15 protein-coding genes are annotated in these 22,877 nt (G+C 74.6%); 6 read left to right on the top strand and 9 right to left on the bottom strand.

Annotated features, from left to right (window positions below):
* Positions 1–64: 64 nt before the first annotated feature.
* From smpB to ftsE, 4 genes are all read right to left on the bottom strand, one after another.
* Entirely contained in the window at positions 65–568 is a 504-nt protein-coding gene (gene smpB, locus IF61_RS0127740; RefSeq protein ID WP_030369276.1) for an SsrA-binding protein SmpB, read from the bottom strand.
* An 18-nt stretch (positions 569–586) separates the two neighbouring features.
* On the bottom strand, positions 587–1,846 hold the full coding sequence (locus tag IF61_RS0127735) for a S41 family peptidase (RefSeq protein WP_052393112.1): 1,260 nt from the start codon (positions 1,844–1,846) through the stop codon (positions 587–589).
* 67 nt (positions 1,847–1,913) lie between these two features.
* Complete coding sequence (gene ftsX, locus IF61_RS0127730) at positions 1,914–2,828, bottom strand: permease-like cell division protein FtsX (RefSeq protein ID WP_030369274.1); 915 nt, start codon at positions 2,826–2,828, stop codon at positions 1,914–1,916.
* Positions 2,829–2,844: 16 nt separating this feature from the next.
* Positions 2,845–3,534 (bottom strand): cell division ATP-binding protein FtsE, encoded by a 690-nt coding sequence (ftsE, locus tag IF61_RS0127725; protein WP_030369273.1) that lies wholly within the window; start codon positions 3,532–3,534, stop codon positions 2,845–2,847.
* Positions 3,535–3,790: 256 nt separating this feature from the next.
* Here ftsE and IF61_RS0127720 point away from each other — a divergent pair, with 256 nt between their 5' ends.
* The gene (locus IF61_RS0127720) at positions 3,791–3,985 is read left to right on the top strand and encodes a hypothetical protein (RefSeq protein ID WP_030369272.1); all 195 of its coding nucleotides are present in this window, start codon (positions 3,791–3,793) and stop codon (positions 3,983–3,985) included.
* 152 nt (positions 3,986–4,137) lie between these two features.
* Here IF61_RS0127720 and IF61_RS34720 read toward each other — a convergent pair whose 3' ends face one another.
* The 4 genes from IF61_RS34720 to IF61_RS0127700 all read right to left on the bottom strand — a co-directional run bounded on the left by IF61_RS34720 (position 4,138) and on the right by IF61_RS0127700 (position 10,481).
* Entirely contained in the window at positions 4,138–5,367 is a 1,230-nt protein-coding gene (locus IF61_RS34720; RefSeq protein WP_078660554.1) for a hypothetical protein, read from the bottom strand.
* A gap of 241 nt (positions 5,368–5,608) precedes the next feature.
* Complete coding sequence (prfB, locus tag IF61_RS0127710) at positions 5,609–6,715, bottom strand: peptide chain release factor 2 (protein WP_030369270.1); 1,107 nt, start codon at positions 6,713–6,715, stop codon at positions 5,609–5,611.
* 537 nt (positions 6,716–7,252) lie between these two features.
* Complete coding sequence (locus IF61_RS0127705) at positions 7,253–8,521, bottom strand: serine/threonine-protein kinase (protein WP_030369269.1); 1,269 nt, start codon at positions 8,519–8,521, stop codon at positions 7,253–7,255.
* A gap of 112 nt (positions 8,522–8,633) precedes the next feature.
* On the bottom strand, positions 8,634–10,481 hold the full coding sequence (locus IF61_RS0127700; RefSeq protein ID WP_030369268.1) for a serine/threonine-protein kinase: 1,848 nt from the start codon (positions 10,479–10,481) through the stop codon (positions 8,634–8,636).
* A gap of 607 nt (positions 10,482–11,088) precedes the next feature.
* Between IF61_RS0127700 and IF61_RS0127695 the strand changes: the two genes are divergently transcribed.
* The 4 genes from IF61_RS0127695 (at position 11,089) to IF61_RS0127680 (ending at position 19,350) form a co-directional block, all read left to right on the top strand.
* Positions 11,089–15,387 carry an FtsK/SpoIIIE domain-containing protein gene (locus IF61_RS0127695; protein ID WP_030369267.1) on the top strand — a complete coding sequence of 1,433 codons (4,299 nt, stop codon included), beginning with the start codon at positions 11,089–11,091 and terminating at the stop codon, positions 15,385–15,387.
* Positions 15,388–15,587: 200 nt separating this feature from the next.
* Positions 15,588–16,967, top strand: coding sequence for an ABC transporter substrate-binding protein (locus tag IF61_RS0127690; protein WP_030369266.1), 1,380 nt, complete (start codon positions 15,588–15,590; stop codon positions 16,965–16,967).
* 15 nt (positions 16,968–16,982) lie between these two features.
* Positions 16,983–18,332, top strand: coding sequence for a carbohydrate ABC transporter permease (locus IF61_RS0127685; RefSeq protein WP_030369265.1), 1,350 nt, complete (start codon positions 16,983–16,985; stop codon positions 18,330–18,332).
* Between the two features lie 136 nt (positions 18,333–18,468).
* Positions 18,469–19,350 carry a carbohydrate ABC transporter permease gene (locus IF61_RS0127680; RefSeq protein WP_030369264.1) on the top strand — a complete coding sequence of 294 codons (882 nt, stop codon included), beginning with the start codon at positions 18,469–18,471 and terminating at the stop codon, positions 19,348–19,350.
* 176 nt (positions 19,351–19,526) lie between these two features.
* Here the strand turns inward: IF61_RS0127680 and IF61_RS0127675 are convergent, their stop codons facing one another.
* Positions 19,527–21,104: a glycosyltransferase family 39 protein gene (locus IF61_RS0127675; RefSeq protein WP_157848697.1), complete on the bottom strand. Its 1,578-nt coding sequence runs from the start codon at positions 21,102–21,104 to the stop codon at positions 19,527–19,529.
* 101 nt (positions 21,105–21,205) lie between these two features.
* On the opposite strand from IF61_RS0127675, the gene IF61_RS0127670 reads away from it, so the two are divergent.
* Positions 21,206–22,822 (top strand): glycosyltransferase family 2 protein, encoded by a 1,617-nt coding sequence (locus IF61_RS0127670; protein WP_245684646.1) that lies wholly within the window; start codon positions 21,206–21,208, stop codon positions 22,820–22,822.
* The last annotated feature ends 55 nt before the right edge of the window (positions 22,823–22,877 follow it).

The raw sequence follows: 22,877 nt of genomic DNA, 5'->3' as shown, positions 1-22,877 counted from the left end.
CCCCGTGTGCCGCTACGCCCATCGTACGTGACTGACGGGCGCCCGTGCCAGCGTATTACCGCTGCTAGCCCCGCGCAGCGGACGCCCGCTGCCGGCGGCGCGCCGCGGCGATCGCGCGGTTCGACTCGCGCGTGTCCTGCTTCTCGCGCAGGGTCTGCCGCTTGTCGTACTCCTTCTTGCCCTTGGCCAGGGCGATCTCGACCTTGGCGCGGCCCTCCTTGAAGTAGATGGCGAGGGGCACGATGGTGTGTCCCGTCTCCTGCGACTTGGAGTCGAGCTTGTCGATCTCGGCCCGGTGCATCAGGAGCTTGCGCTTGCGGCGCGCGCTGTGGTTGGTCCACGTGCCCTGGGTGTACTCGGGGATGTGGGCGTTGTGCAGCCACGCCTCACCGCCGTCGATCTGCACGAAGCCGTCCGCCAGCGAGGAGCGCCCCTGGCGCAGCGACTTCACCTCGGTGCCGGTCAGCACCATGCCGCACTCGTAGGTGTCCAGAATGTGGTAGTCGTACCGCGCCTTCTTGTTCTGCGCGACGAGCTTGCGCCCCGTCTCTTTCTTCTCTTTAGCCATAGCACCGCCATTCTCGCACTAGGACCCGCCCCCGAGGCCACTCAATACCGTGCGGGCCCGCTCCTCGGCATCGCCGCGGACCAGCAGGTCGGGGGCGATGCCCCGGCCGTCGACGACGCGCCCGGCGGGGGTGCGGTAGTGGCCGACGGTGAGCTCGGCGACGGAGCCGTCCGCGAGGCGGCTCGGCATCTGCACGGAGCCCTTGCCGAAGGTCCGCGAGCCGACGACGACCGCCCGGCCGCGGTCCTGCAGGGCGCCGGCCAGGAGCTCGGCGGCGCTCATCGTGCCGCCGTCGACCAGGACCACGAGCGGCAGGGCGGTGGCCGCGCCGGTGCGGGCCTCCAGGGCGCGCTGGCTGCCGTGCACGTCGTAGGTGGCGACGAGCCCGCCGTCGAGGAAGGCGGAGGCGGCCGTGACCGCCTCGTCGACCAGACCGCCCGAGTTCCCCCGCAGGTCGAGGAGGATGCCCTCGCCCGGCAGGGCCTCCGCGGCGGCCGCGCGCACCTGCTCGCCGGTGCCCCGCGTGAACGAGCCGACCTTGATCCGTACGGCCGCGGCCCCCGCGGCGCCGTCCCCGGCCAGGCGCTCGGCCGTCACGCTCTCGGTGGCCAGCCGCTCCCGGTACAGGGTGCGCTCCCAGCCGCGGCCTGCGCGCTCGACCCCGATGCGTACGGGCGTGCCCGGGCCCGGCCAGGCGGTGGTGTCGCCGCGGAGGCGGGCGACAACCTCGGTGACGGGCCGGCCGTCGACGGGCGTGCCGTCGATGCTGCGCAGCCGGTCGCCGGAGCGGAGGCCGGCCCGGTCGGCGGGGCTGCCGGGGCGCACGCTGTCGACCTCGGTACTGCCGCCGGCGGCGCGCCGCGCGGAGAGGCCGACGCCGATGTAGGTGCCGTTCAGGGCGCGCTCCAGGCCCTCGTACTCGCGGGCGCTGTAGACGGCGCTCCAGCGGTCGCCGCTGCGGCCGACGACCTCGGCGGCGGCCTCCGTGCCGGACTTGCCGTCCTCGACGGCGCGCGCCGCGGCGGCCTCGACCTCGGTTCGGTCGACGGGAGTGCCGGTGCCGTCGCCGGGGCGCTCGTCTCTCGCGACGGCGCGGTCCGCGGGTCTCGCCGCCGTGCGCGGGACGGCACGGGTCTCCGGTGCTTTCCGGCCGTCCCTGCCGTCCGGGCTCCAGGAGCCGGCCGCGGCGCCGGTGGCCAGCACGCCCGCGAAGACCAGTGTCAGCGCGGCGCCGCGGCGGGCGCGGCGCTGCGGGTGGAACATCGACGGGCCGGGCATGCGCGTGAGTCTAGGACACCAGGGCGCGCCGTACGGGGAGTTGACCGTACGGCGCCCTTGGCTCATGTCACACCTTGAGGTACTTGCGGAGCGCCGCGAACGCCGCCAACGCGGGCATCAGCAACCCGATGGCGAGCACCAGCGGCAGCTTGGCCAGGACCGCGTCCCAGCCGATGAACTGGATGAGGTCGATCTGGTCGACCAGCCAGTTGTTCACGAGGAAGTAGTGGCCGCTGACCAGCAGCACGCACGCCAGACCCGCGCCGAGCAGGCCCGCGAAGGCGGCCTCCATGATGAACGGGATCTGGATGTAGAAGCTGGACGCACCGACCAGCCGCATGATCCCGGTCTCCCGGCGGCGGCTGAACGCCGAGACGCGGACGGTGTTGACGATCAGCATCAGCGCGACGACGAGCATCAGCGCCATCACGCCGAGCGCCGCGTAGTTCATGCCGTTGACCAGGTTGAAGAGGTTGGACAGGACGTCCTTCTGGTCCTGGACCATCTGCACGCCGGGGCGCTGCGAGAACGCGGTCGAGATGACCTCGAACTTGGTGGGGTCCTTGAGCTTGACGCGGAAGGATTCCTGCATCTGGTCCGGCGTGACGAAGCCGGCGATCGGCGACTTCTTGTCGAACTGCTCCTTGTAGTGCTTGTACGCCTCGTCGGCCGTCTCGAACTGGACCTTCTGGACGACGCTCATCTTCTCCAGATCGGCGCGGATCTCCTTCTTCTGGTCCTCCGTCGCCGCTCCCTTGGCACAGGAGGGGAAGGACTCCGCGTCGGTCTTGTTGCAGAGGTAGATCGAGACGTTGACCTTGTCGTACCAGTAGCCCTTCATCGTGCTGGCCTGCTCGCGCATGAGCAGGGACCCGCCGAAGAGGGCGAGCGAGAGCGCCACGGAGACGATCACCGCGAAGGTCATCGTGAGATTGCGGCGGAGACCGACGCCGATCTCCGAGAGGACGAACTGGGCGCGCATGGCGTCCTTTCAGGCTTCAGTGCTGGTAGCCGTACACGCCGCGCGACTGGTCGCGTACGAGGCGTCCCTTTTCCAATTCGATGACGCGCTTGCGCATCTGGTCCACGATCTGCTGGTCGTGGGTGGCCATGATGACCGTGGTCCCGGTCCGGTTGATCCGGTCGAGCAGCTTCATGATGCCCACCGAGGTCTGCGGGTCGAGGTTGCCCGTCGGCTCGTCCGCGATCAGCAGCATCGGGCGGTTGACGAACGCCCGGGCGATCGCCACGCGCTGCTGCTCACCGCCCGAGAGCTCGCCCGGCCGGCGGTCCTCCTTGCCGCCCAGCCCCACCAGCTCCAGCACCTGCGGGACGGCCTTCCGGATCTCCCCGCGCGGCTTGCCGATCACCTCCAGCGCGAAGGCGACGTTCTCGCTGACGCTCTTGTTGGGCAGCAGCCGGAAGTCCTGGAAGACCGTGCCCAGCTGGCGGCGCATGTGGGGCACCTTCCAGTTGGACAGCCGGGCCAGGTCCTTGCCCAGGACGTGCACCTGGCCGGTGCTCGCGCGCTCCTCGCGGAGCAGCAGCCTCAGGAAGGTGGACTTGCCCGAACCCGAGGAACCGACGAGGAAGACGAACTCGCCTTTCTCGATCTCCAGCGAGACGTCGCGGAGCGCCGGACGGTTCTGCTTCGGGTAGGACTTGGAGACGTTGTCGAATCGGATCACGAGTGCACCACGCGTCGACCTGGATAGGGGGGACGGACCGCCGCGCAGGCGGCTCCCGTTCGGTGTGCGTGACCATACGCGAACGAGCCGTGCACGCGCAGGCAGCGACCGGGGTCGGCGCGTTTATTACCGTCATGTTCGGGGACAAAACGAGGACAATCGGCCCGCACGCGCCGTTCGCCGGGGAAGCTGGCAGAGTGGTAGGGGGAACCGCTCGGGTCTCCCGCGCGTTGGACGTACCGGAGGAGGAGATCGCATGACATGCGACCGACTGGTGTGCGCCAACTGCGCCGGCCCTGTCAGCGAGGGCCGCTGCCCGGTGTGCCGGGCCAGCAGGGAGCGGCTGCAGCAGCAGGAAGGCCTCTTCGCCGGCCTGACGCCGGCGACGCTGATCGCGCTGCTGGTGGCCCTGGTGGCGGTGGCCGTGCTCGCACACGGATTCGCCGGGTAGGCGCGCCGTCACGCGTGGTCATGCGCGTGCCCGCCGTAACGACGCACGAGGGCCCGGAGCGCTGAGCGCTCCGGGCCCCTTGCGTACGTGCGCGGTGTGTACGTGCGCGGTTGCGCACGTGTCCTAACCGGCGTTCACGCCTGCGGGCGGAGTCAGGCCGCCGCGCCCGCGCCGCGGGTCATGAGGCGGGGCAGGAGCCGGAAGCCGACACCGCCCGCGATCATCGTCGCGGCGCCGATCACCAGGAAGCCGGTCTGCGAAGCACCGGTCTCGGCCAGCTGCTCCTTGGGCTTGTCCTGCTGCACGGGCTTGGCGCCCGCACTGTCGGTGTCCGCGTTGTTGCCGCAGTTGCTGCTGGTGTCGACGGGGCAGACCTTGCCCTGGTCACCGGAGCCGCTGCCGCCGGTGGAGCCGGAGCCGCCGGTGGCACCCGTGCTGCCGGTGGAACCGGTGCCGCTCTGGTCGCCGCTGGTGGAGCCGTGGTCATCACCGGTGGAGCCGGTCGAACCGGTGCTGCCGGTGGAACCGGTCGAGCCGGTGGAGCCCGTGCTGCCGGTGGAACCGGTGGAGCCCGTGCTGCCGGTGGAGCCCGTCGAACCGGTGGAGCCGGTGCTGCCGGTGGAACCGGTCGAACCGGTCGAACCGGTCGAACCGGTGCTGCCCGTGGAACCAGTGCTGCCCGTCGAACCCGTGGAACCCGTGCTGCCGGTGGAACCGGTGCTGCCCGTGGAACCAGTCGAACCCGTGGAGCCCGTGGAGCCCGTGGAGCCCGTGCTGCCGGTCGAGCCGGTGGAACCGGTGCTACCCGTCTCGCCGTTGGCGCCGGTGGAGCCCGTGGAGCCGGTGCTACCCGTCTCGCCGGTGGAACCCGTGGAGCCGGTGGAGCCCGTGCTGCCGGTCTCGCCGGTCGAGCCCGTCGAACCCGTGCTGCCGGTGGAACCGGTGCTGCTGCCCGAGCTGCCGGTGGTCTCGCCCGAGCCGCCGATGCTGCCGGTGGAACCCGTCGAGCCGGTGGAACCAGTGGAACCGGTGGACCCGGTGGACCCGGTGGACCCGGTCTCGCCCGAGGAACCGGTCGAGCCGGTGGAGCCCGTCGAACCCGTGGAACCGGTGCTGCCGGTGGAGCCGGTGGAGCCCGTGCTGCCGGTCTCGCCGGTCGAGCCGGTGCTGCCCGTGGTGCCGCCCGAGGTGGGCGGCTGCGGGATCTGGTCCGGGTCGTCGGGCGAGCCGACGGCGTGGACGCCCGCCTTCACACCGACACCCGCGACCTGGACGTTGACGCCGGCGGCCGATGCCGCGCCGGCGGCGGTCAGCGAAGCGCCTGCGGCGACCACTGCGCCGGCGGCTATCCGCGCGACACGCAGTCGCGTCTTCTTCGTCATATGCCTGCTACCCCCAGTAGCTCACTCGTCAATGGAGCAGCTCCGCACGGGGCGGTGGCGCTACTGGAGGCCTGGCACGGCCGGACGGGCCGGCCGTGTGATGCGGCGGCACTGTCGTCCGGGCCGCGCGCCCCCGCCACACGCGCCCCAGTGCTACGCGTGCCGCCGTCAGCCTTGCCAGTTTTTGACGTAGCGTCAAGCCGGATACGAGGGGGTTGTCCTGCTATGGAGGCCCTTGGGGCTACTTCTCCTGCTGCTTGCGCCAGCGGATGCCGGCCTCCAGGAAGCCGTCGATCTCACCGTCGAGCACGGACTGGGGGTTGCCGACCTCGAACTCCGTACGGAGATCCTTGACCATCTGGTACGGGTGCAGGACGTACGAACGCATCTGGTTGCCCCAGGAGCTGCCGCCGTCGCCCTTGAGGGCGTCCATCTTGGCGCGCTCCTCCTGGCGCTGACGCTCAAGGAGCTTGGCCTGGAGGACGTTCATGGCGGTCGCCTTGTTCTGGATCTGCGAGCGCTCGTTCTGGCAGGAGACGACGATGCCGGTCGGGAGGTGGGTCAGGCGCACCGCGGAGTCCGTGGTGTTGACGCCCTGGCCGCCGGGGCCGGAGGAGCGGTAGACGTCGACGCGGAGGTCGGACTCGTCGATCTCGACGTGGTCGGTCTGCTCGACGACCGGGAGCACCTCGACGCCGGCGAAGGACGTCTGGCGGCGGCCCTGGTTGTCGAAGGGCGAGATGCGCACGAGGCGGTGCGTGCCCTGCTCGACGGAGAGGGTGCCGTAGGCGTACGGGACCTGCACGGCGAAGGTGGTCGACTTGATGCCGGCCTCTTCGGCGTAGGACGTCTCGTAGATCTCGGTCTTGTAGCCGTGGCGCTCGGCCCAGCGCAGGTACATGCGCTGCAGGCGCTCGGCGAAGTCGGAGGCGTCGACGCCGCCGGCCTCGGCGCGGATGTTGACGAGGGCCTCGCGGGAGTCGTACTCGCCGGAGAGGAGGGTGCGGACCTCCATCTCGTCCAGCGCCTTGCGGACGGAGATGAGCTCGGCCTCGGCCTCGGCGAGGGCGTCGGCGTCGTCCTCGGCCTCGGCGAGCTCGAAGAGCACCCCGAGGTCGTCGATGCGGCCGCGGAGGGCTTCGGTCTTGCGCAGCTCCGCCTGGAGGTGCGACAGCTGACTCGTGATCTTCTGCGCCGCCTCCGGGTCGTCCCACAGGGACGGGGCGGCCGCCTGCTCCTCGAGCACGGCGATGTCGGCCCTCATCCTGTCGAGGTCCAGGACGGCCTCGATCGACCCCATGGTCGAGGAGAGGGACTTCAGCTCTTCGGATACATCAACGACTGCCACGCACCCAGCCTAACGGCTGCGCCGCGCTTCCCGACCCCCAAGGCCCCGGAGGGGCCTCCGGCCCCGCGCCTCTACTCCCGCCGCGGCGGCGATCAGCCACCGCGTCGCAGACCGGCGATGCCCAGCCGGCACCAGGCCGGGGACAGTCCGGCACCGCCGAACACCACCACGGGAGCCGAGCGCCACGGCGGCGGATCCAAGGTGGGCCCGTCCACCTTGACCGACAGGGACGGCCCCGCACCTCGCAGACGGAGGCCTCCTCGCACCTCCACTCCCGCCGCGGCGGCGATCAGCCACCGCGTCGCAGACCGGCGGCGCCCAGCCGGCACCAGGCCGGGGACGATCCGGCACCGCCGAACACCACCACGGAAGCCGAGCGCCACGGCGGCGGATCCAAGGTGGGCCCGTCCACCTTGTCCGACGAGGGCGCCCCGCCGGGGGCCTCCCCCGTTCCTTCGGCGCCGAGCGCCGCCTCGCTCCCGCCGCGGCGGTCCAAAGGCCCTGGCCGGCAGAGGTGCCCCCGCAGTGCGCGGGCTGTCAGCGTTGGGGGTCCGGGTGGTGGATGCCCGGTTTGGCGTCGGCGGGGTCGTGGTCCGTCGTGGCGAACCAGCCGCCCACGCCCGCGGCGGCCGCCAGGGCGACCGCGGCCGCGCCGAGGCGGATGCGGCGGCGGCGCTGTTCGGCCGGGGAGCGGTGGCGGGCGGAGCCGGCGCGGCGCTGGCCGGCGGCGCGGGGCGCGCGGGCCGTGCCGTGGGCGCCGCCGGCGAGCTCGGCGGGCGTGGGCACGCGCATGCTGGTGTGGGTGTCCCGGCTGGAGTCCGGGACGGCGCCCGGCACGAGCGGGACGACGCCCCGCCGGCGCGCGGCGGCGGGCACGCCGGCCCCGTCCGCGGGGGCGGCGGGGCCGTCGTCGTCGGCGTCCGCGCCGTCGTCGGGCTCGTCGATGTCGAGGGGCGGTATCCCGGCGAGCCCGGGCAGCAGCTCCCGCAGGCGCGCGGCGAGCTCGGAGGCGCGCAGCCGGGAGGCGGGCCCCTTGGCCAGGCACTGGACGACGAGCTGCCACAGCTCGTCGGGGATGCCGGGCAGCGGCGCGACGGTCTCGGTGACGTGCCGCCGCAGCACGGCGCCGGGGTGCCCGCCGCCGAAGGGCGTGAAGCCGGCCAGCAGCTCGTAGAGGACGGTGGCGAGGGCGTAGACGTCGACGGAGGCCCGCGGCGGCAGCCCCTCGATGATCTCGGGGGCGAGGTAGTCGGGCGTGCCGATGACGCTGCGGGGGCCGGTCCCGCGGCCGCCTTCCCGGGCGGGCCGGGGGGCGTCCACGAGGCGGGCGATGCCGAAGTCGGAGAGCAGCGCGGGGTGCGCGCCGCCGGGGCCGAGCGGGCCCTGCATGTCGAGGAGGACGTTCTCGGGCTTCACGTCGCGGTGGACGATCCCGGCCGCGTGCGCGGCGGCGAGCCCGTCGGCGACATCGGCGACGATGGCGACCGCGGCCTCGGGCGCGAGCCGCCGCTCGCGGTCGAGGCGGGTGCGCAGGTCCGTGCCCCGGATCAGGTCCATGACCAGGGCGAGGTCGGCGCCGTCGACGACGAGGTCGCGGACCCCGACGACGTTCGGGTGGTCGAGACCGAGGAGCGCGGCGCGCTCCTGGACGAACCGGCCGACGAGCTCCTGGTCGGAGGCGAGATCCTCGCGCAGGAGCTTGATGGCGACCGGGCCCTCGGGCCCCTCGCCGAGCCACACCGTGCCGGCGCTGCCACGGCCGAGGACCTGGTGGGCGGTGTACCGGCTACCGATCTTCCGTGCCAAGACTGTTCCCCGACTCCTCGTCTCCGACAGGCGCGCTGGCGACCAAGCTACTGCCAACGCTCACCCCGGAGGCGTAAAACGCCCCCCGGGTGTCGACAAATCGATTACCTGGTCATTTGCCCGAGGAGGAGTTCGAGGCGAGGCCGGAGATCCAGTCCTTGACGTCCGTGATCCAGTCCCAGGCCGCGTCCCAGAAGCTCTTGCCGTCGGCGACCCAGTCCTTCAAGGGAGTGAACTCCCAGACGAGCCAGGCGCCGATGATCAGAATAACGATCATGAAGAGGCAGCCCTTGAGGCAGCCGAGCCCGGGGATCCGCATCGGGTTCGCGCTGCGCTGCCGCGGCGGCCGCGGCTCACGGCGCGGAGCCGGCGGCTCCGGAGCGTACGGCTGCGGCGCCGGAGGCTGCTGGTAGCGCGGCTCCTGGCGGCGCTGCTGTCTGCGGGACGGCGGCGCGGGCTGCGGCTGCTGCGGGGCGTACGACTGGGGCGGTGCCGTGTAGTGCTGCGGGGGCGGCGGCTGGTGCCCCTGGTGCTGCTGAGGCGCGTACTGCTGCCCGTAGCCCTGCTGCTGGTACCCCTGCTGACCGCCGTAGCCCTGCTGACCGCCATAGCCCTGCGGCGGCTGCTGCGGCTGAGGCTGCGGCTGCCCGGGCCGCCGCTGGGGGCGGCGGCGCAGCGGGTCCTCGCTCGGGTCGAGGTACTGGACCTGAGTCTGGTCGTTGCGGTCGCGCGCCGCGCGGAGCTGGGTCTGCCAGGGGTGCGCGCCGTCGCCCTCCGGAGGCAGCGGCGGTACGGGCGGCATGGCGCGGGTCGGGTCGGCGGAGCCGCCGGGGCCGGCCGGCATGACGCGCGTGGCGTCGGCATCGGGGCCCGCGCCGGGGCCATGGCCTCCGGCAGAGGCGTTCGGCAGGAGGCTGGTGGCGCCGTTCGGGTCGTAGGAGCCCGGCGAGCCGGCCGTCGACGGCAGCACCTGGGTGGGGTCGGCGTCGCCACCCCCGGAGCCGTGGCCGGGGCCGACGCCCTGGCCCGTGCCGGGCACGACGGCCGGCTCCGGGTCGGGCGCGAGCAGCCCGGCGACCCCGAGGGCGGCCTCGGCCTGCGCCGGGGAGGCGTGCACGCCGACGCCCGCGGCGACGACGCGCAGCGCCCGGGCGAGGTTCTCCGCGCTGGGACGCTCCTCGGGCCGCTTGCGCAGGCAGCGCTCGATGACCGTCCACAGGGGCTCCGGGACGGTGGTGGGGCGGCGCGGCTCGGAGCTGAGGTGCTGGTGGAGCACTTCGAGGGCGGTCGCACCGGCGAACGGCGGGCGGCCGGTGACCAGCTCGTAGAGCAGGATGCCGGCGCCGTAGATGTCGACGGCGGAGGTCTGCGGGCGGCCCTCGGCGGACTCGGGCGCGACGTAGGCGGGCGTGCCGACGAACTCGTGGGTACGGGTCAGGCCCGGGGAGTCCGCGAGGCGCGCGATGCCGAAGTCGGTGAGCATCGGGTGCATCTGGCCGCCGTCGCTCCGCAGGAGCACGTTGGCGGGCTTGAGGTCCCGGTGGACGATGCCGTCGGCGTGGCTGACGGCGAGCGCGTCGGCGATCTGGGCGGTGAGGAGGGCGGCGGCGACCGGCGTGAAGGGGCCGTTGTCGCGCAGGTAGTGGTGCAGGTCCGGGCCGTCGACGAGGTCCATGACCAGGGCGAGCAGGTCGCCTTCGACGACGAGGTCGCGGGTGCGCACGATGTTGGGGTGCGTGAGCCGGAGGAGGACGGAGCGCTCGCGCAGGAAGCGCATCACGACGTCCGCGTCGCTGGCCAGCTCCTCCTTGAGCACCTTGATCGCGACGGTCTCGCCGGGCCGGCCGGACACGGCCGCCTCGGCGCCCGCGGCCTCCCGCTGGCGCGCTCGCCAGACGGTGCCGGTCGCGCCGCGCCCGAGCACCTCTTCAAGCAGGTACTTGCTGCCTACCGGCCGCACGTCATGCGCTCCCTGGTCGTCATCGTCGTCATTCTTTGCGATGGCCTCTTTCGTGCCCGGCCTTCCGCCCACTGTAGTGCCGTCCTACGGACCTCCGGTTTGCCGAATCCGCGGGGCTGGAAGGAAGACGCGGGTCGCGGGCCGTTGGTTGCCGCGCGGCGCGCGGAAGGCGCGCGAGGGATGCGCACGCGGCGTCCGCGGAAGCCCGCGGCGGGGGCTCCGCGGCTGATGCGGAGCCGGTACGGGACCGGTCCGCGGCCGGTCCGCGGACCATTCCCGAGCGTGTCCCGAGCGTGTCCCGGGCGCGTTCCGAGCGAGTCCCGAGGCGAAAGAAAATCTGTACGACCTGTTCGAAAGCGGACCCGTTACGGATCGATGTCGAACGGATCATGAGGTGACCTCGGCACGATTCGATCACCTTCCGCTTTCTTCCCACCCTCCCGCGGTCGTTCAAGATCACGAATTGGCCGTCGCCGGGCGCGTCGTCCCCGGCAGGTGCGAGGATGCTCGCAGCACGATGCGGAGGGGCGGGGCCGGTGCTTCCGGTACGTTCCGCGCGCCGTGGTGACCTGTACGTGCACCGGGGCAGAAGGGACCGTTGACGGCGATGCAGATCAGGCTGACCGTCCTCGGGCCGCTCAGCGGCCACCACTCCACTGCGCCCGCCGTGCCCGCGGCGACCTGCGCCTGCGACGTGCTGGTGACCGCCCCCGCGGGGACGGCCCTGGCCGGGGTGACCAGCGGCCTCGCCGCCGCCGCGGCGGCGGCCGGCTGCGACCTCGGCACCGGGGCCGTCGTCGTCTACGCCGGGGCCGAGCGGCTCGACCCGCAGCGCAGCGCGCTGGGCGAGCCCCCGCTGATCGACGGCGCCGTCCTGTCCCTGTCCGCCCCGGCCGACCCCGAGCGGCACGCCGGCGTGCTCATGTCCGGCGTGCCGGAGGCCGCCGCGCGGCTCCACGTCGTCTCCGGTCCGGACGCGGGCGGCGTGCACCTGCTGCACGGCGGCGAGGTGCACGTGGGGCGCTCCGCGACGGCGGACATCCCGCTGGACGACCCCGACGTCTCCCGGCTGCACTGCGCGGTCGTCCTCCACGACGACGGCACGATCACCCTGCGGGACCTGGGCTCCACGAACGGGACCGTGCTCGCGGGCGAGCCGGTCGGCGCGGAGCCGGTGCGGCTTCCCGCCGGGGAGCTGCTGCGCGTGGGCGAGTCGGTGCTGAGCCTGCACGCCGCGGACGACTCCTCCCCGCGCGTCCTGCCGGCCGCGCCCGACGGCGAGGGCCACCTGCGCGTGGGCGGCAGCGTCCCCGGGGCGTCCCCGGCGGGCGCGGTCGCCCCGCCGGTGCGCGGCGCGTGGCTGGGCGCGCCGGCGGGTGTGACGGGCTCGGCGGGCCCGACGGCCGGCACGGGCTTCGGCGGAACGGGCGGCGGAACAGCCCGCTCCGGCTCCGGCTCCGGCTCCGGCTCCGGCTCCGGGGACACGGTGACGCACGGCGGCCGCGGCTTCCCCCTGCGGGACGCGGGCCCCGGCGCCCTGTCGGTCCGCGTACCGGCCCAGCCGGGCCCGGCCGGAACGCCGCCCCAGGACGGGGCCACGCCCCCGCGCGGGACAGCAAACGGAATGGGACCGGCGGGCCGTGCGGACCAGGCCGCCGGCTTCGGCGGACCCGTGAACCACGGACAGGCCCCGGACACCGGCGCGGACCCGTACGGGGCGGGCGCAGCGGGCCGTACGGGTCAGGCAGGCGGGTTCGGCGGCGACCGGTCCGGACAGGACTACGGCGCCGGTCCGTACGGGCCGGGGAACGGGGCCGCCGCGGCGGGGCAGCCCGGCGGCTTCAGCAGGACCCTGCCCGGACACGGCCACGGACCGGCCCAGGGCGACGGCCAGGACGCGCACGGTGCGGGCGGCGGAGCCGGTGCGGCAGGGCGTACGGGTCAGCCCGGCGCGCCCGGCTTCGGCGGGAGCCTGCCCGGACAGAACAACGGGCCCGCACGGAACAGCGGCGCGGACCCGTACGGGCCGGGGAACGGGGCCGACGCGGCGGGGCGGCCCGGCGGCTTCCGCGGCGGCCGGGCCGGACAGAACCACGGACCCGCACAGGACAGCAGCGCCGATCCGTACGGGCCCGAGAACGGGGCCGGCACGGCGACGCAGCCCAGCGGCTTCGGCAGCGGCCGGGCCGGACACGGCCACGGGCCCGCACAGGACAGCAGCGCCGATCCGTACGCCGGCGGCTTCGGGCAGCGCGCGTACCCGGGCGTACCGGGCGACGCCGGCCCGGACAGCCAGTACGGACACCCCGGGCGTCCCGGCGGCACCGGCCACGCCGGCCCGCCCGCCCAGCCGGGCGACGCCGCCGAGGCGAGCCACCACGCCCAGGGCGGGCACCTGCCGCCGCAGGGCGGAGACCGTACCGGCACCCCGTACGGAAACGGAAGCGGTCCCACCGGCAGACCCGGCGATACCTCTCACTCCAGACTGTCCGGCGACGCCGGCCGGCCCGGCCGAAGCGGGCAGCCGGGCGTCGCCGGCCAGGACGGCTACGGCAACAGCCCCCTCGGCACCGCCGGAACCGGACAGTCCGGCACTCCCGAGCCTCCCACCGGCGAAAACGGCAAGCGGACCCGGGGCCGGGGCATAGGCGCGTGGGCCCGGCGGCTCACCGGGGGGCGGGGCGGCCGGGGCGCCGACGGTGACGCGTGGGGCGGCCCGCAGGACGACGCGGGCGCCGAGGAGCAGGCCCGCGCCGAGGCCGCCGCGCTGCGCGAGCGCTGGCCCGACCCCGCGGAGACGCTGCTCACCGCGCTCGGCCCCGGCCCCCGGCTGTGGGAGCGCGGCCCGGGCCACCCGGACCTGCTGACCGTACGGCTGGGCACGGCGGACCGGCATGCGCCCGGGAGCGGCGCGCTGCTGCCGTCGGTGCCGGTGACGGTCGCGCTGCGCGAGGCCGGTTCGCTGGGGCTCGCGGGCCCGCGGGGGCGGCTGTCGGCCCTGGCGCGCTCCGTGCTGGCGCAGCTGGCGGCGCTGCACGCCCCGGCGTCCCTGGAGTTCGTGCTGATCAGTGCGGACCGGGCGCGCCCGATCGAGGAGCGCCTGGCGGAGTGGTCGTGGCTGGGCTGGCTGCCGCAGCTGCGTCCGGTGCGCGGGCAGGACTGCCGGCTGCTGGTCGCGTACGACCGCGAGCAGGCCGCGGCGCGCACGGCGGAGCTGGTGCGGCGGCTGGACGAGGGCCCGCTGGGCCCGCACTGGGCGGCGGCGGCCCCGGCGGCGGTGGCGGCAGCGGCGGAGCGCCACTCCGGTCCGTACACGGTGGTGATCGTGGACGGCGATCCCGGTTCGGCGGAGTTGCGGGAGACGGTGTCCCGGCTGACGGTGGGCGGCCCCGCGGCGGGCATCCACCTCGTGTGCCTGGCGGACGCGCCGGCGACCACGCCGGCGTCGCCGGTGGTGTCGACGCTGGCGACGGCCCGTGCGGCGGCTCCGGCGTTCCCGTACTGCGGCGCGGTGGCGCTGCTGAGCGGTGATGTGGCCACGGTGGTGCAGGTGATCCACCGCGCACCGGTGCAGCACGCCGCGGCGCAGCACGACGCCCGGGCCGAGGCCGAGGCGCCGTCCGGGCCTGCTGTGATCGCGGCCGTGGACGCGGTGTCGCGCGCGTGGGCCGAGCGGTTCGCGCGGGCGCTGGCGCCGCTGCGGATGGCCGACGGTGTGGCGGGCGGGGCGGCCGCGCGCGTGGCGGCGGCGCTGCCGCGCAGTGCGCGCCTGCTGGACGAGCTGGGTCTGGCCAGGGCCACTCCGGCGTCGCTGACGGCCCGCTGGGCGGCGGCCACGGACCGCGGTTCGCGCCCGGGCGGCCGGGCGGTGGCGGTGCTGGGCGCGGGCCCGCACGGGCCGCTGGCCGTGGACCTGGCGGCGGACGGCCCGCACCTGCTGGTGGAGGGCTGCGCGGGCAGCGGCAAGACGGAGCTGCTGCGCTCGCTCGCCGCGTCGCTGGCGGCGGCGGACCGGCCCGACCGGCTCTCGCTGGTGCTGGTGGACGGGGCGGGCGCGGAGCGCGGCGAGGGGCTGCGGCTGTGCACGGACCTGCCGCACGTGTCGACGTATCTGGCGGCCGCGGACCCGGTGCGGATGCGGGAGTTCGCCCAGGCGCTCACCTCGGAGCTGAAGCGGCGCGCGGAGCTGCTGGGCAGGCTGGACTTCACGGCGTGGCACACCCAGCGTGCGGCCGCGTCCGCCGCGCAGGTGGTCGCGCCGCGGCGGGCGGCGGACGGCTCGGGCGACCTGGAGTCCGTACCGACGGGGACGCTCAAGCTGCGGACGCAGAAGGACGGTCCGTCGCTCACGGCCCGGACGGCGCTGCCGCGCCTGGTGGTCCTGGTGGACGACTTCGACGCGCTGGTGGCCCCGGCGCTGGGCAGTACGGGCCGGCCGTCGGCGGGTTCGGTGGTCCGGGCGCTGGAGGCCGTGGCCCGCGACGGCGAGCGGCTCGGCGTGCACCTGGTGGCGGCGTCCGGCCGTCCGGACCGTACGGCCGACACGGCGGCGGTCGAGCGGGCCGGGCTGCGCGCGACGCTGGAGATCGCCCCGCCGTCGGCGGACGGCACGCCGGGCGACGGGAGCGGCGCGGGCGAGCCGGCTCCGGGCCGCGGCCGGCTGATGCGGCCGGACGACGACGCGACGACGCCGTTCCAGGCGGGCCGGGTGACGGGCCGCATCCCGCGGACGGCGACGCTGCGCCCGACGGTCGTGGCCATTGACTGGCAGCGCATGGGCGATCCGCCGACCCGGCGCCCGGTGCGCGAGCTGGGCAACGGTCCGACGGACCTGGCGCTGCTCGCGAGCGCCCTGCAGCGCGCCGCGCAGTCGGCGGGGGCGGAGGCCGCGCCACCGCTGCTCTGACGCGGTCCGCGGCCCGCAGGCTCCGCGTCCCGCGCAGGTGACGGCGCATCACAGCCCGGTCACGATCGGTGAATTGTGCCCGATGGCGGTATTGCGGCGGCTCCCGGGCGGGCGTAGGACTGTCGCACGGGAGGCGGGCGCGGATGCGGGGGCCGACGTGCGGCGGCCGCCGGCGGGGAGCTCGTACGGGAGGGGCGGCAATGCGGACTTCGCTTCGTTCGGTGCGCGGGGCGCGCAGCGCTCTGGCGCTCCTCGCGGCCGGGGCCCTGGCCTTATCGGCCGCGGGATGCGGTGACGGCGGGGACGACGGCGGCCCGCCGGGCGGCGGCAAGGGCGGGTCGGACACGATCCGGCAGACGGTGCGGCTCCCGAAGCTCGACGGGCAGAAGCTGAAGGTGACGGCGGTCTGGACGGGCGCCGAGCAGAAGGGCTTCACGAAGGTCCTGGAGGAGTTCTCGCGGCGGACGGGCGCCGAGGTGGCCTACGTGCCCAGCGGGGACGACATGTCCGCGTTCGTCGGCTCGAAGATCGCGGGCGGCGACCCCCCGGACGTGGCGATGCTGCAGCAGCCGGGAGCATTGCGGGAGTTCGCGCAGAAGGGCTGGCTCAAGCCGCTGGGCACCGAGGCGGCGGCCGAGCTGGACAAGAACTTCACCAAGGGCTGGCAGGACCTCGGCTCGTACGAGGGCAAGCGCTACGGCGTCTACTTCAAGGTCAGCAACAAGTCCCTGGTCTGGTACAACACCGGGGTCTTCGAGGGGGCCGGGGCGAAGGAGCCGAAGACCTGGCCGGAGTTCCTGAGCACCGCGCAGCTGATCACCGACTACGGCATCCCGGCGGTCTCGGTGGGCGGGGCGGACGGCTGGACGCTCACGGACTGGTTCGAGAACGTCTACCTCTCCCAGGCGGGCCCCGAGAAGTACGACCAGCTGGCGCAGCACCGGATCCCGTGGACGGACCCGTCCGTGAAGGACGCCCTGACGGCGCTCGGGCGGCTCTTCGGCGGGAAGGGCCTGCTGGCGGACGGCAACGGGGGCGCGCTGCAGACGCAGTTCCCCACCTCGGTCACTCAGACGTTCACCGGAGGGGAGGAGCCGAAGGCCGCCATGGTCTTCGAGGGCGACTTCGCGGCGGCCAACGTCATCGGGGCGGGGGCGCGGATCGGCAAGGAGGCCAAGGTCTTCCCCTTCCCCGCGGTGGGGGCGAAGGCGCCGGTGGTGACCGGCGGCGACGTGGGGGTGGCGCTGAAGGACGGCCCGGCGGCGCAGGCCCTGCTGGCCTTCCTCGCCTCGCCCGACGCGGCCCGGGTGTGGGCCGGGCAGGGCGGATTCCTGTCCGCGAACAAGAACCTGGACCTCGCCGCCTACCCCGACGAGGTGCTCCGGTCCATCGCCGGGGCCGTGGTGGCGGCGGGCGACGGCTTCCGCTTCGACATGTCGGACCTGGCGCCCGCCTCCTTCGGCGGCAAGCCGGGCCAGGGCGAGTGGAAGCACCTCCAGGATTTCCTGAAGAACCCCGGTGACGTGGCGGGCACCCAGCAGAAGCTGGAGTCCGACGCGGCCAAGGCGTTCAAGAGCTGACGGGAGGACCGCACGATGTCGACCGCGACCGCGGGCGGCGCTGCGGCCTCCGGGCCGCCCCGCCCCACCGCGAAGAAGTCCAAGAGCATGCAGGGCACCCGCCTGTGGGTGGCCGCCCTCTTCCTGCTGCCCGCGCTGGCGCTGCTCGGCGCGCTCGTCCTCTACCCCATCGGCTACTCCGTGTGGCGCAGCCTCTTCGACGCGAGCGGCAACGGGTTCGTGGGCGTGGACAACTACCACGAGGTGTTCACGGACGCCCGGATCCGTACGGCGCTGAAGAACAACGTCATCTGGGTGGTCGTGGCGCCGTCGGTGGCCACCGCCCTCGGCCTGGTCTTCGCGGTGCTCACCGAACGGGTGCGCTGGGGCACGGCGTTCAAGCTCGTCGTCTTCATGCCGATGGCGATCTCGATGCTGGCCTCGGGCATCATCTTCCGGCTGGTGTACGAGCAGAACCCCGACCGCGGCGTGGCGAACGCGGTGTGGGTGGGCGTCCACGACACGTTCTCGCCACCCGCACCCTTCCCCGGCGCGCACCCCAGGGGCGGCGAGCCGCTGACGGAGAGCCACGGCGCTTTCACGACCAGGGCGGTGGTGAGGGCCGGCAGCGCGACCGCCCTGCCGCTGGTGGGCGCCAAGCCCGCGGACATGAAGGGCGCCAAGGACGCCATTCCCGCGCGGGACGTCGCCGGGAAGGTCACCGGCACGGTGTGGCGGGACTTCACGCGCGGCGGCGCCGGCACTCCGGGGAAGATCGACCAGGGCGAGCAGGCCCTGGAGGGCGTGACGGTGGAGGCGGTCAAGGACGGCCGGACCGTCGCCTCGGCCACCTCGGCCGCCGACGGCACCTTCACCCTGCCCGGCGCGGCGGACGGCGCCCAGCTGCGCCTGCCCGCCTCGAACTTCGCCGCGCCCTACAACGGCATCGACTGGCTGGGCCCCTCGCTCGTCACCCCGGCCATCATCGCCGCGTACATCTGGATGTGGGCGGGCTTCGCGATGGTGCTGATCGCGGCGGGGCTCGCGAGCGTGCCGCGGGAGCTGCTGGAGGCGGCGCGGGTCGACGGTGCGAACGAGTGGCAGGTCTTCCGCAGGGTGACGGTGCCGCTGCTGGCGCCGGTGCTCGCCGTCGTGCTGATCACGCTGATGATCAACGTGCTGAAGATCTTCGACCTCGTCTACATCATCGCGCCGGGGGCGAGTCTGGACAAGGCGAACGTGCTGGCCCTGCAGCTGTACCAGTCATCCTTCGGCACGGACGTCAACCAGGGTGTGGGCAGCGCGATCGCGGTCTTCCTGCTGGTGCTCGTCCTGCCGGTGATGTACGTCAACCTCCGGCGGATCCGAAGGGAGCGGCGGCGATGACGGGGGCGGCCGCGGCGGGGACGGCTGCGGCTGCGGCGGGGGCGGCTGCGAGCGGTGATCCCGAGGGCCGCGACGACAGGGGCCGCAGCAGTGATCCCGAGGGGGCGGCGCCGATGACCACGAGGGGGCGGCAGGGATGACCACGCTGGACACGGCCGTACGGGCCAGGCAGTCGCTTCCCGCGCGGATCGCCGCGCGGCTGGGCGGCGGGGCGGTGCGGCTCTTCCTCGTCGCCGTCGGGCTGTTCTGGCTGACGCCGACGGTGGGGCTGCTGCTGTCGTCGCTGCGGGACAAGCGGGACATCGCGGCGTCGGGCTGGTGGCAGGTCTTCGCCCACCCGGCGCAGCTGACCACCGACAGCTACAGCAAGCTCTTCCACAACGACACGGTGATGGAGTCCCTCGGCACCACGGCCCTCATCACCGTGCCGGCGACGGTGCTGGTGATCCTCGTCGGCGCCCTCGCCGGCTACGCGTTCGCCTGGCTCGACTTCCCGGGCCGCGACTGGTGGTTCATGGCCGTGGTGGGGCTGCTGGTGGTGCCGGTGCAGGTGGCGCTGATCCCGGTGGCGAAGCTCTTCAACACCCTCGGCATCTTCGAGAGCACGCCCGGCGTGGTGCTCTTCCACACGGCCTTCGGCCTGCCCTTCGCGGTCTTCCTGCTGCGGAACTTCTTCGCGGAGATCCCCCGCGAGCTGCTGGAGGCCGCCCGGCTGGACGGCGCGGGCGAACTGCGGCTGTTCCTGCGGGTGGTGCTGCCGCTGGGCGGGCCGGCCATCGCCTCGCTGGGGATCTTCCAGTTTCTGTGGGTGTGGAACGACATGCTGATCGCGCTGATCTTCGCGGACAGCGGGCACCCGCCGGTCACGGTCGCCCTGCAGCAGCAGGTGCGGCAGTTCGGCGACAACATCGACATCCTCGCCTCGGGCGCGTTCCTGTCGATGGCCGTGCCGCTCGCGGTGTTCTTCGCCTTCCAGCGGCAGTTCGTGAGCGGGGTGATGGCGGGGGCGGTGAAGTGACGGTCCGCTGCGCGGGGCGGGGGAAGTCCCGCGCTTGCGCCCCGCGGTTCTTCAGCGGGGTGACGGCGCGGGCGGCCCGGCACCGCCGGGCGGCCGCGCTGCGGTGACCCCCGGCAAGGGGTCCGGCGGAATGCCGGGCCTCCGCGGCCGGCGGACCGCCGGTCCGCCGGCCATGTCTAACGCCGGACGTACAGCGAGACCGATCCGCCGCGGACGAACACCGCCGCCTCCCTCTCCTCCCGGCAGAACGCCTCCAAGGCGCCGGCCTTCGCGGACTCGGCCCGCTGGGCCCGGAACCACCGGGTGCCGACGGTGTTGGTGTCCCCCACGACCCACACCCGGCTCCCCGACGGCAGCCGGGCCAGCCGGTCGCGCAGCGCGGCGGTGGTGACCTCCTCGCCGAAGAGCGTGCCGGACGCGGCCGGTGACCTCTTGAGGGTGAGGTCGTGCAGGCCGGTGAAGTCGCGGGGATAGGCGAGGGCCACGCGCCGCTCGTACTGCGGCAGGAACAGCACCGCGTCCCCCGGTCTCGCCAGCCGGCCGGCCGCCGAGGCGACCGGGGCCAGCTCGTCACCGCGGCTGGTGGGCAGGCGCTCGCGCTCGTGCAGCGGCAGCTGCACGGCGAAGGCGGCCAGCACGGCCGCGGCACCGAGCGCCGTCACCGTCCGCCGCCACGGCACGAGGCCCAGGATCCGCTCCGCGCCGGCCGCGGCGAGCAGGGGCACCCCGGCCAGGCAGAACAGCAGATAGCGGTCGAGGAACAGCGGCTGGTACCGGGCAGCGGTGTAGAGCAGGACGGGCGGGACGAGCGCCCACGGCAGGGCGACCGCGGTGAGGCCGAGGGCGCCGCGGCGAGGCGGGGGCGATTGCGCCGCCCACCGTCGGCCGAGCGCCGGGGCGAGGACGGCGACCACCGCCAGGACGAGCACCACGCCCAGCACGGGTTGCTCCGGACCGGCGAACGCCTTCACCAGCGCCTCGGCCTCGGGGAGCCCCGGGGTGCGGATCCAGGAGACCTGCGCGCTCTGCCCGCGGGAGACGACGACCAGCGGTATCAGCAGCAGGCAGGCGGCCCCCGCGGCGCACCCCCAGCGCCGCCAGGTCCGCCACGGCGCCCGGGAGAGCAGCAGGGTCACGGCGTGCGCCGCGAGGAGCAGGACCGCGAACTCGTGCAGGAGCGCCGTGCCGGCCATCACCGCGCCGTAGCCGGCCCACCGCCCGTACGAGCCGTGCTCGGCGGCGCGGACCAGCAGCCAGGTGCCGAGCGCGGCGCCCGCCGCGACGAGGGCGTACGAGCGGCCCTCCTGCGCGTAGTGGCCGGCGAACGGGGTGGCGGCGTAGAGGAGCCCGGCCCACAGGCCGACGCGGGGCCGGGCGAGCCGGCAGCCCAGGGCGCCGACGAGCGCGGCGGTGGCGGCGGACGCGGCGACGGACGGCAGCCGCAGCGCTATTTCGTCGGGGCGCACGGCGAGGACGGCGTGCATCAGCAGGTAGTACAGGCCGTGCACGGCGTCGATCGTGCCCAGCACGTGCCACATCTCCGGCAGGGACCGGCGCGCCACCTGGAACGTGGCGCTCTCGTCCCGCCACATCGTCCCCCGGTCCAGCCCCCACAGCCCGAGGACGAGCATGACGGCGGCGGGGACGGCCACGGCGAGGACGGCGCCGCGCGTGGGGCGGGCGCGGACCGGAGGGGGCTGCGCCGCGGTCTCCGGCACGGCGGCCCCGGGCGGCTCCAGCTCTGTCAGCCCCATCGCTCCGTCCCCTCCCCGGCCCTGACGGACCCGGACACCCGGCCACACCCGGACTTCCCAATGCACCGCTTTATACGCATTCATCGGTAAAACTGTCTTTCGTGACAGTGAACGGGAGCGGAACCCTGCCCGCCGCGCAGGTCGGCGTCATCGTCATCGGATTCAACGACGCCGCCCACATCCGCGACGCCGTCCGCTCCGCGCTCGCCCAGGGACCCGCCGTCGCCGAGGTCATCGCCGTCGACGACGCCTCCACGGACGGCACCGCAGCGATCCTCGACGAGCTGGCCGACACCGACCCGCGCCTGCGGGTCGTCCACCGGGCGGCCAACAGCGGCGGCTGCGGGACCCCCCGCAACGACGGCGTACGGGCCGCCACCGCGCCGTACGTGATGTTCCTCGACAGCGACGACACACTGCCCGAGGGTGCTGTCGACGCCCTCCTCGGCGCGGCCCTGCGCCACCGCGCCCCCGTGGCGGCCGGCCTGTGCGTGCGCCGCGAACTCCCCCGGCGGCGCGACACCGGCTGGCAGCCCGCCCTCTACCGGCGGCCCGCCGTGTACTCCGGCCCCGAGGCCCGGCCGGCGCTCCTGCGCGACACCCTGTGCGTCAACAAGCTCTACGCGCGGGACTTCCTCACCGAGCACGGCATCGCCTTCCCCGAAGGGCGCTTCATCTACGAGGACTTCGTCTTCGCCGCCCGGGTGATGGCGGCCGCGCCGCGCGTGGCGACGGTGCCCGACACCGTCTACATCTGGCACGTGCGGCGCGACGCCGCCGCGCCCTCGATCTCCCTGGACCGCGAGCGCATCGCCAACTGGCAGGCGCGCGTGGCCGCGCACCGGAGCAGCGTCGAGGTCTTCCTCGACGCGGGCAGCAAGCCGCTGGCCCGCGCCGCACGGGTGAAGTTCCTCGACCACGACCTGCGGATGTACGTCCGCGAACTGCCCGCCCGCAGCGCGGGCTACCGGCACGCCTGGTGGCGCGTCACCCGCGGCTACCTCGCCGGCTTCGACGAGGCCGAGCTGAGCGCGGCCCGGCCGCCGGCCCGCTGGATCGCCCGCGTCGTCCTGACCGCGGAGGCCCCGCGCGACCTGGAGCGGCTGGCCCAGCTCGCCGCCCGGCCCGCCCGGCTCCTGCCGCCCTACGCGCAGGACGCGGCCGCCGCGCCCGTCTGGTCCGCGGACCTGCCCCGGGCGGCCCTGGACGGCGTCCTCGGGCCGGGGGCCGTGCCACCGCACCACCTTCCGGTGACCGTGGACGCCGAACTGCGCCTCACGGCCCGCGCCCGCGCCCGGCTGCGCCTGCGCGTCCACGACCTCTACGGGCGCCTCGCCACGATCCGGCCGGAGGCCGCGGAGGTCGAACTCCGGCACCGGGACGGCGGGCCCGTGCTGCGGCGGGCCGTGCCGCTGACGGACGAGGGCGCGGCGTGGACCGCGCGCGTCGTCCTGCCGCTGTCCGTGCTCGCAGGACGGGACCGGCGCGACGGCGCCGCTCCGTCGCAGACGTGGGACGTGCGCGTACGAGTGCAGTGCGCGGGCGGGGCATTCCGCACGACCGTGCGGGCCGTGGGACGCGGCCTGCACCGCGCGGCCCTGCCGAGCCTGCGCCACGGCCTGCTGCTGGCCCGCCCCTACGCCACGGTGAACGGCTCGCTGGCCCTCCGATTGGCGTCGGGCGCACGGGGGGCGTGGGCGGTGGCGAGACGCGGATAACCCCTGACACCGCGCCCCGACACCGAAAGGGGCGCGGGGAACTGCGAGCTCGGCC

It is taken from the genome of Streptomyces roseoverticillatus, from assembly GCF_000719265.1.
Taxonomy (GTDB): domain Bacteria; phylum Actinomycetota; class Actinomycetes; order Streptomycetales; family Streptomycetaceae; genus Streptomyces; species Streptomyces roseoverticillatus.
The sequence above is the reverse complement of the archived record's forward strand: the minus strand, read 5'-3'. Positions and strand labels throughout refer to the sequence as shown.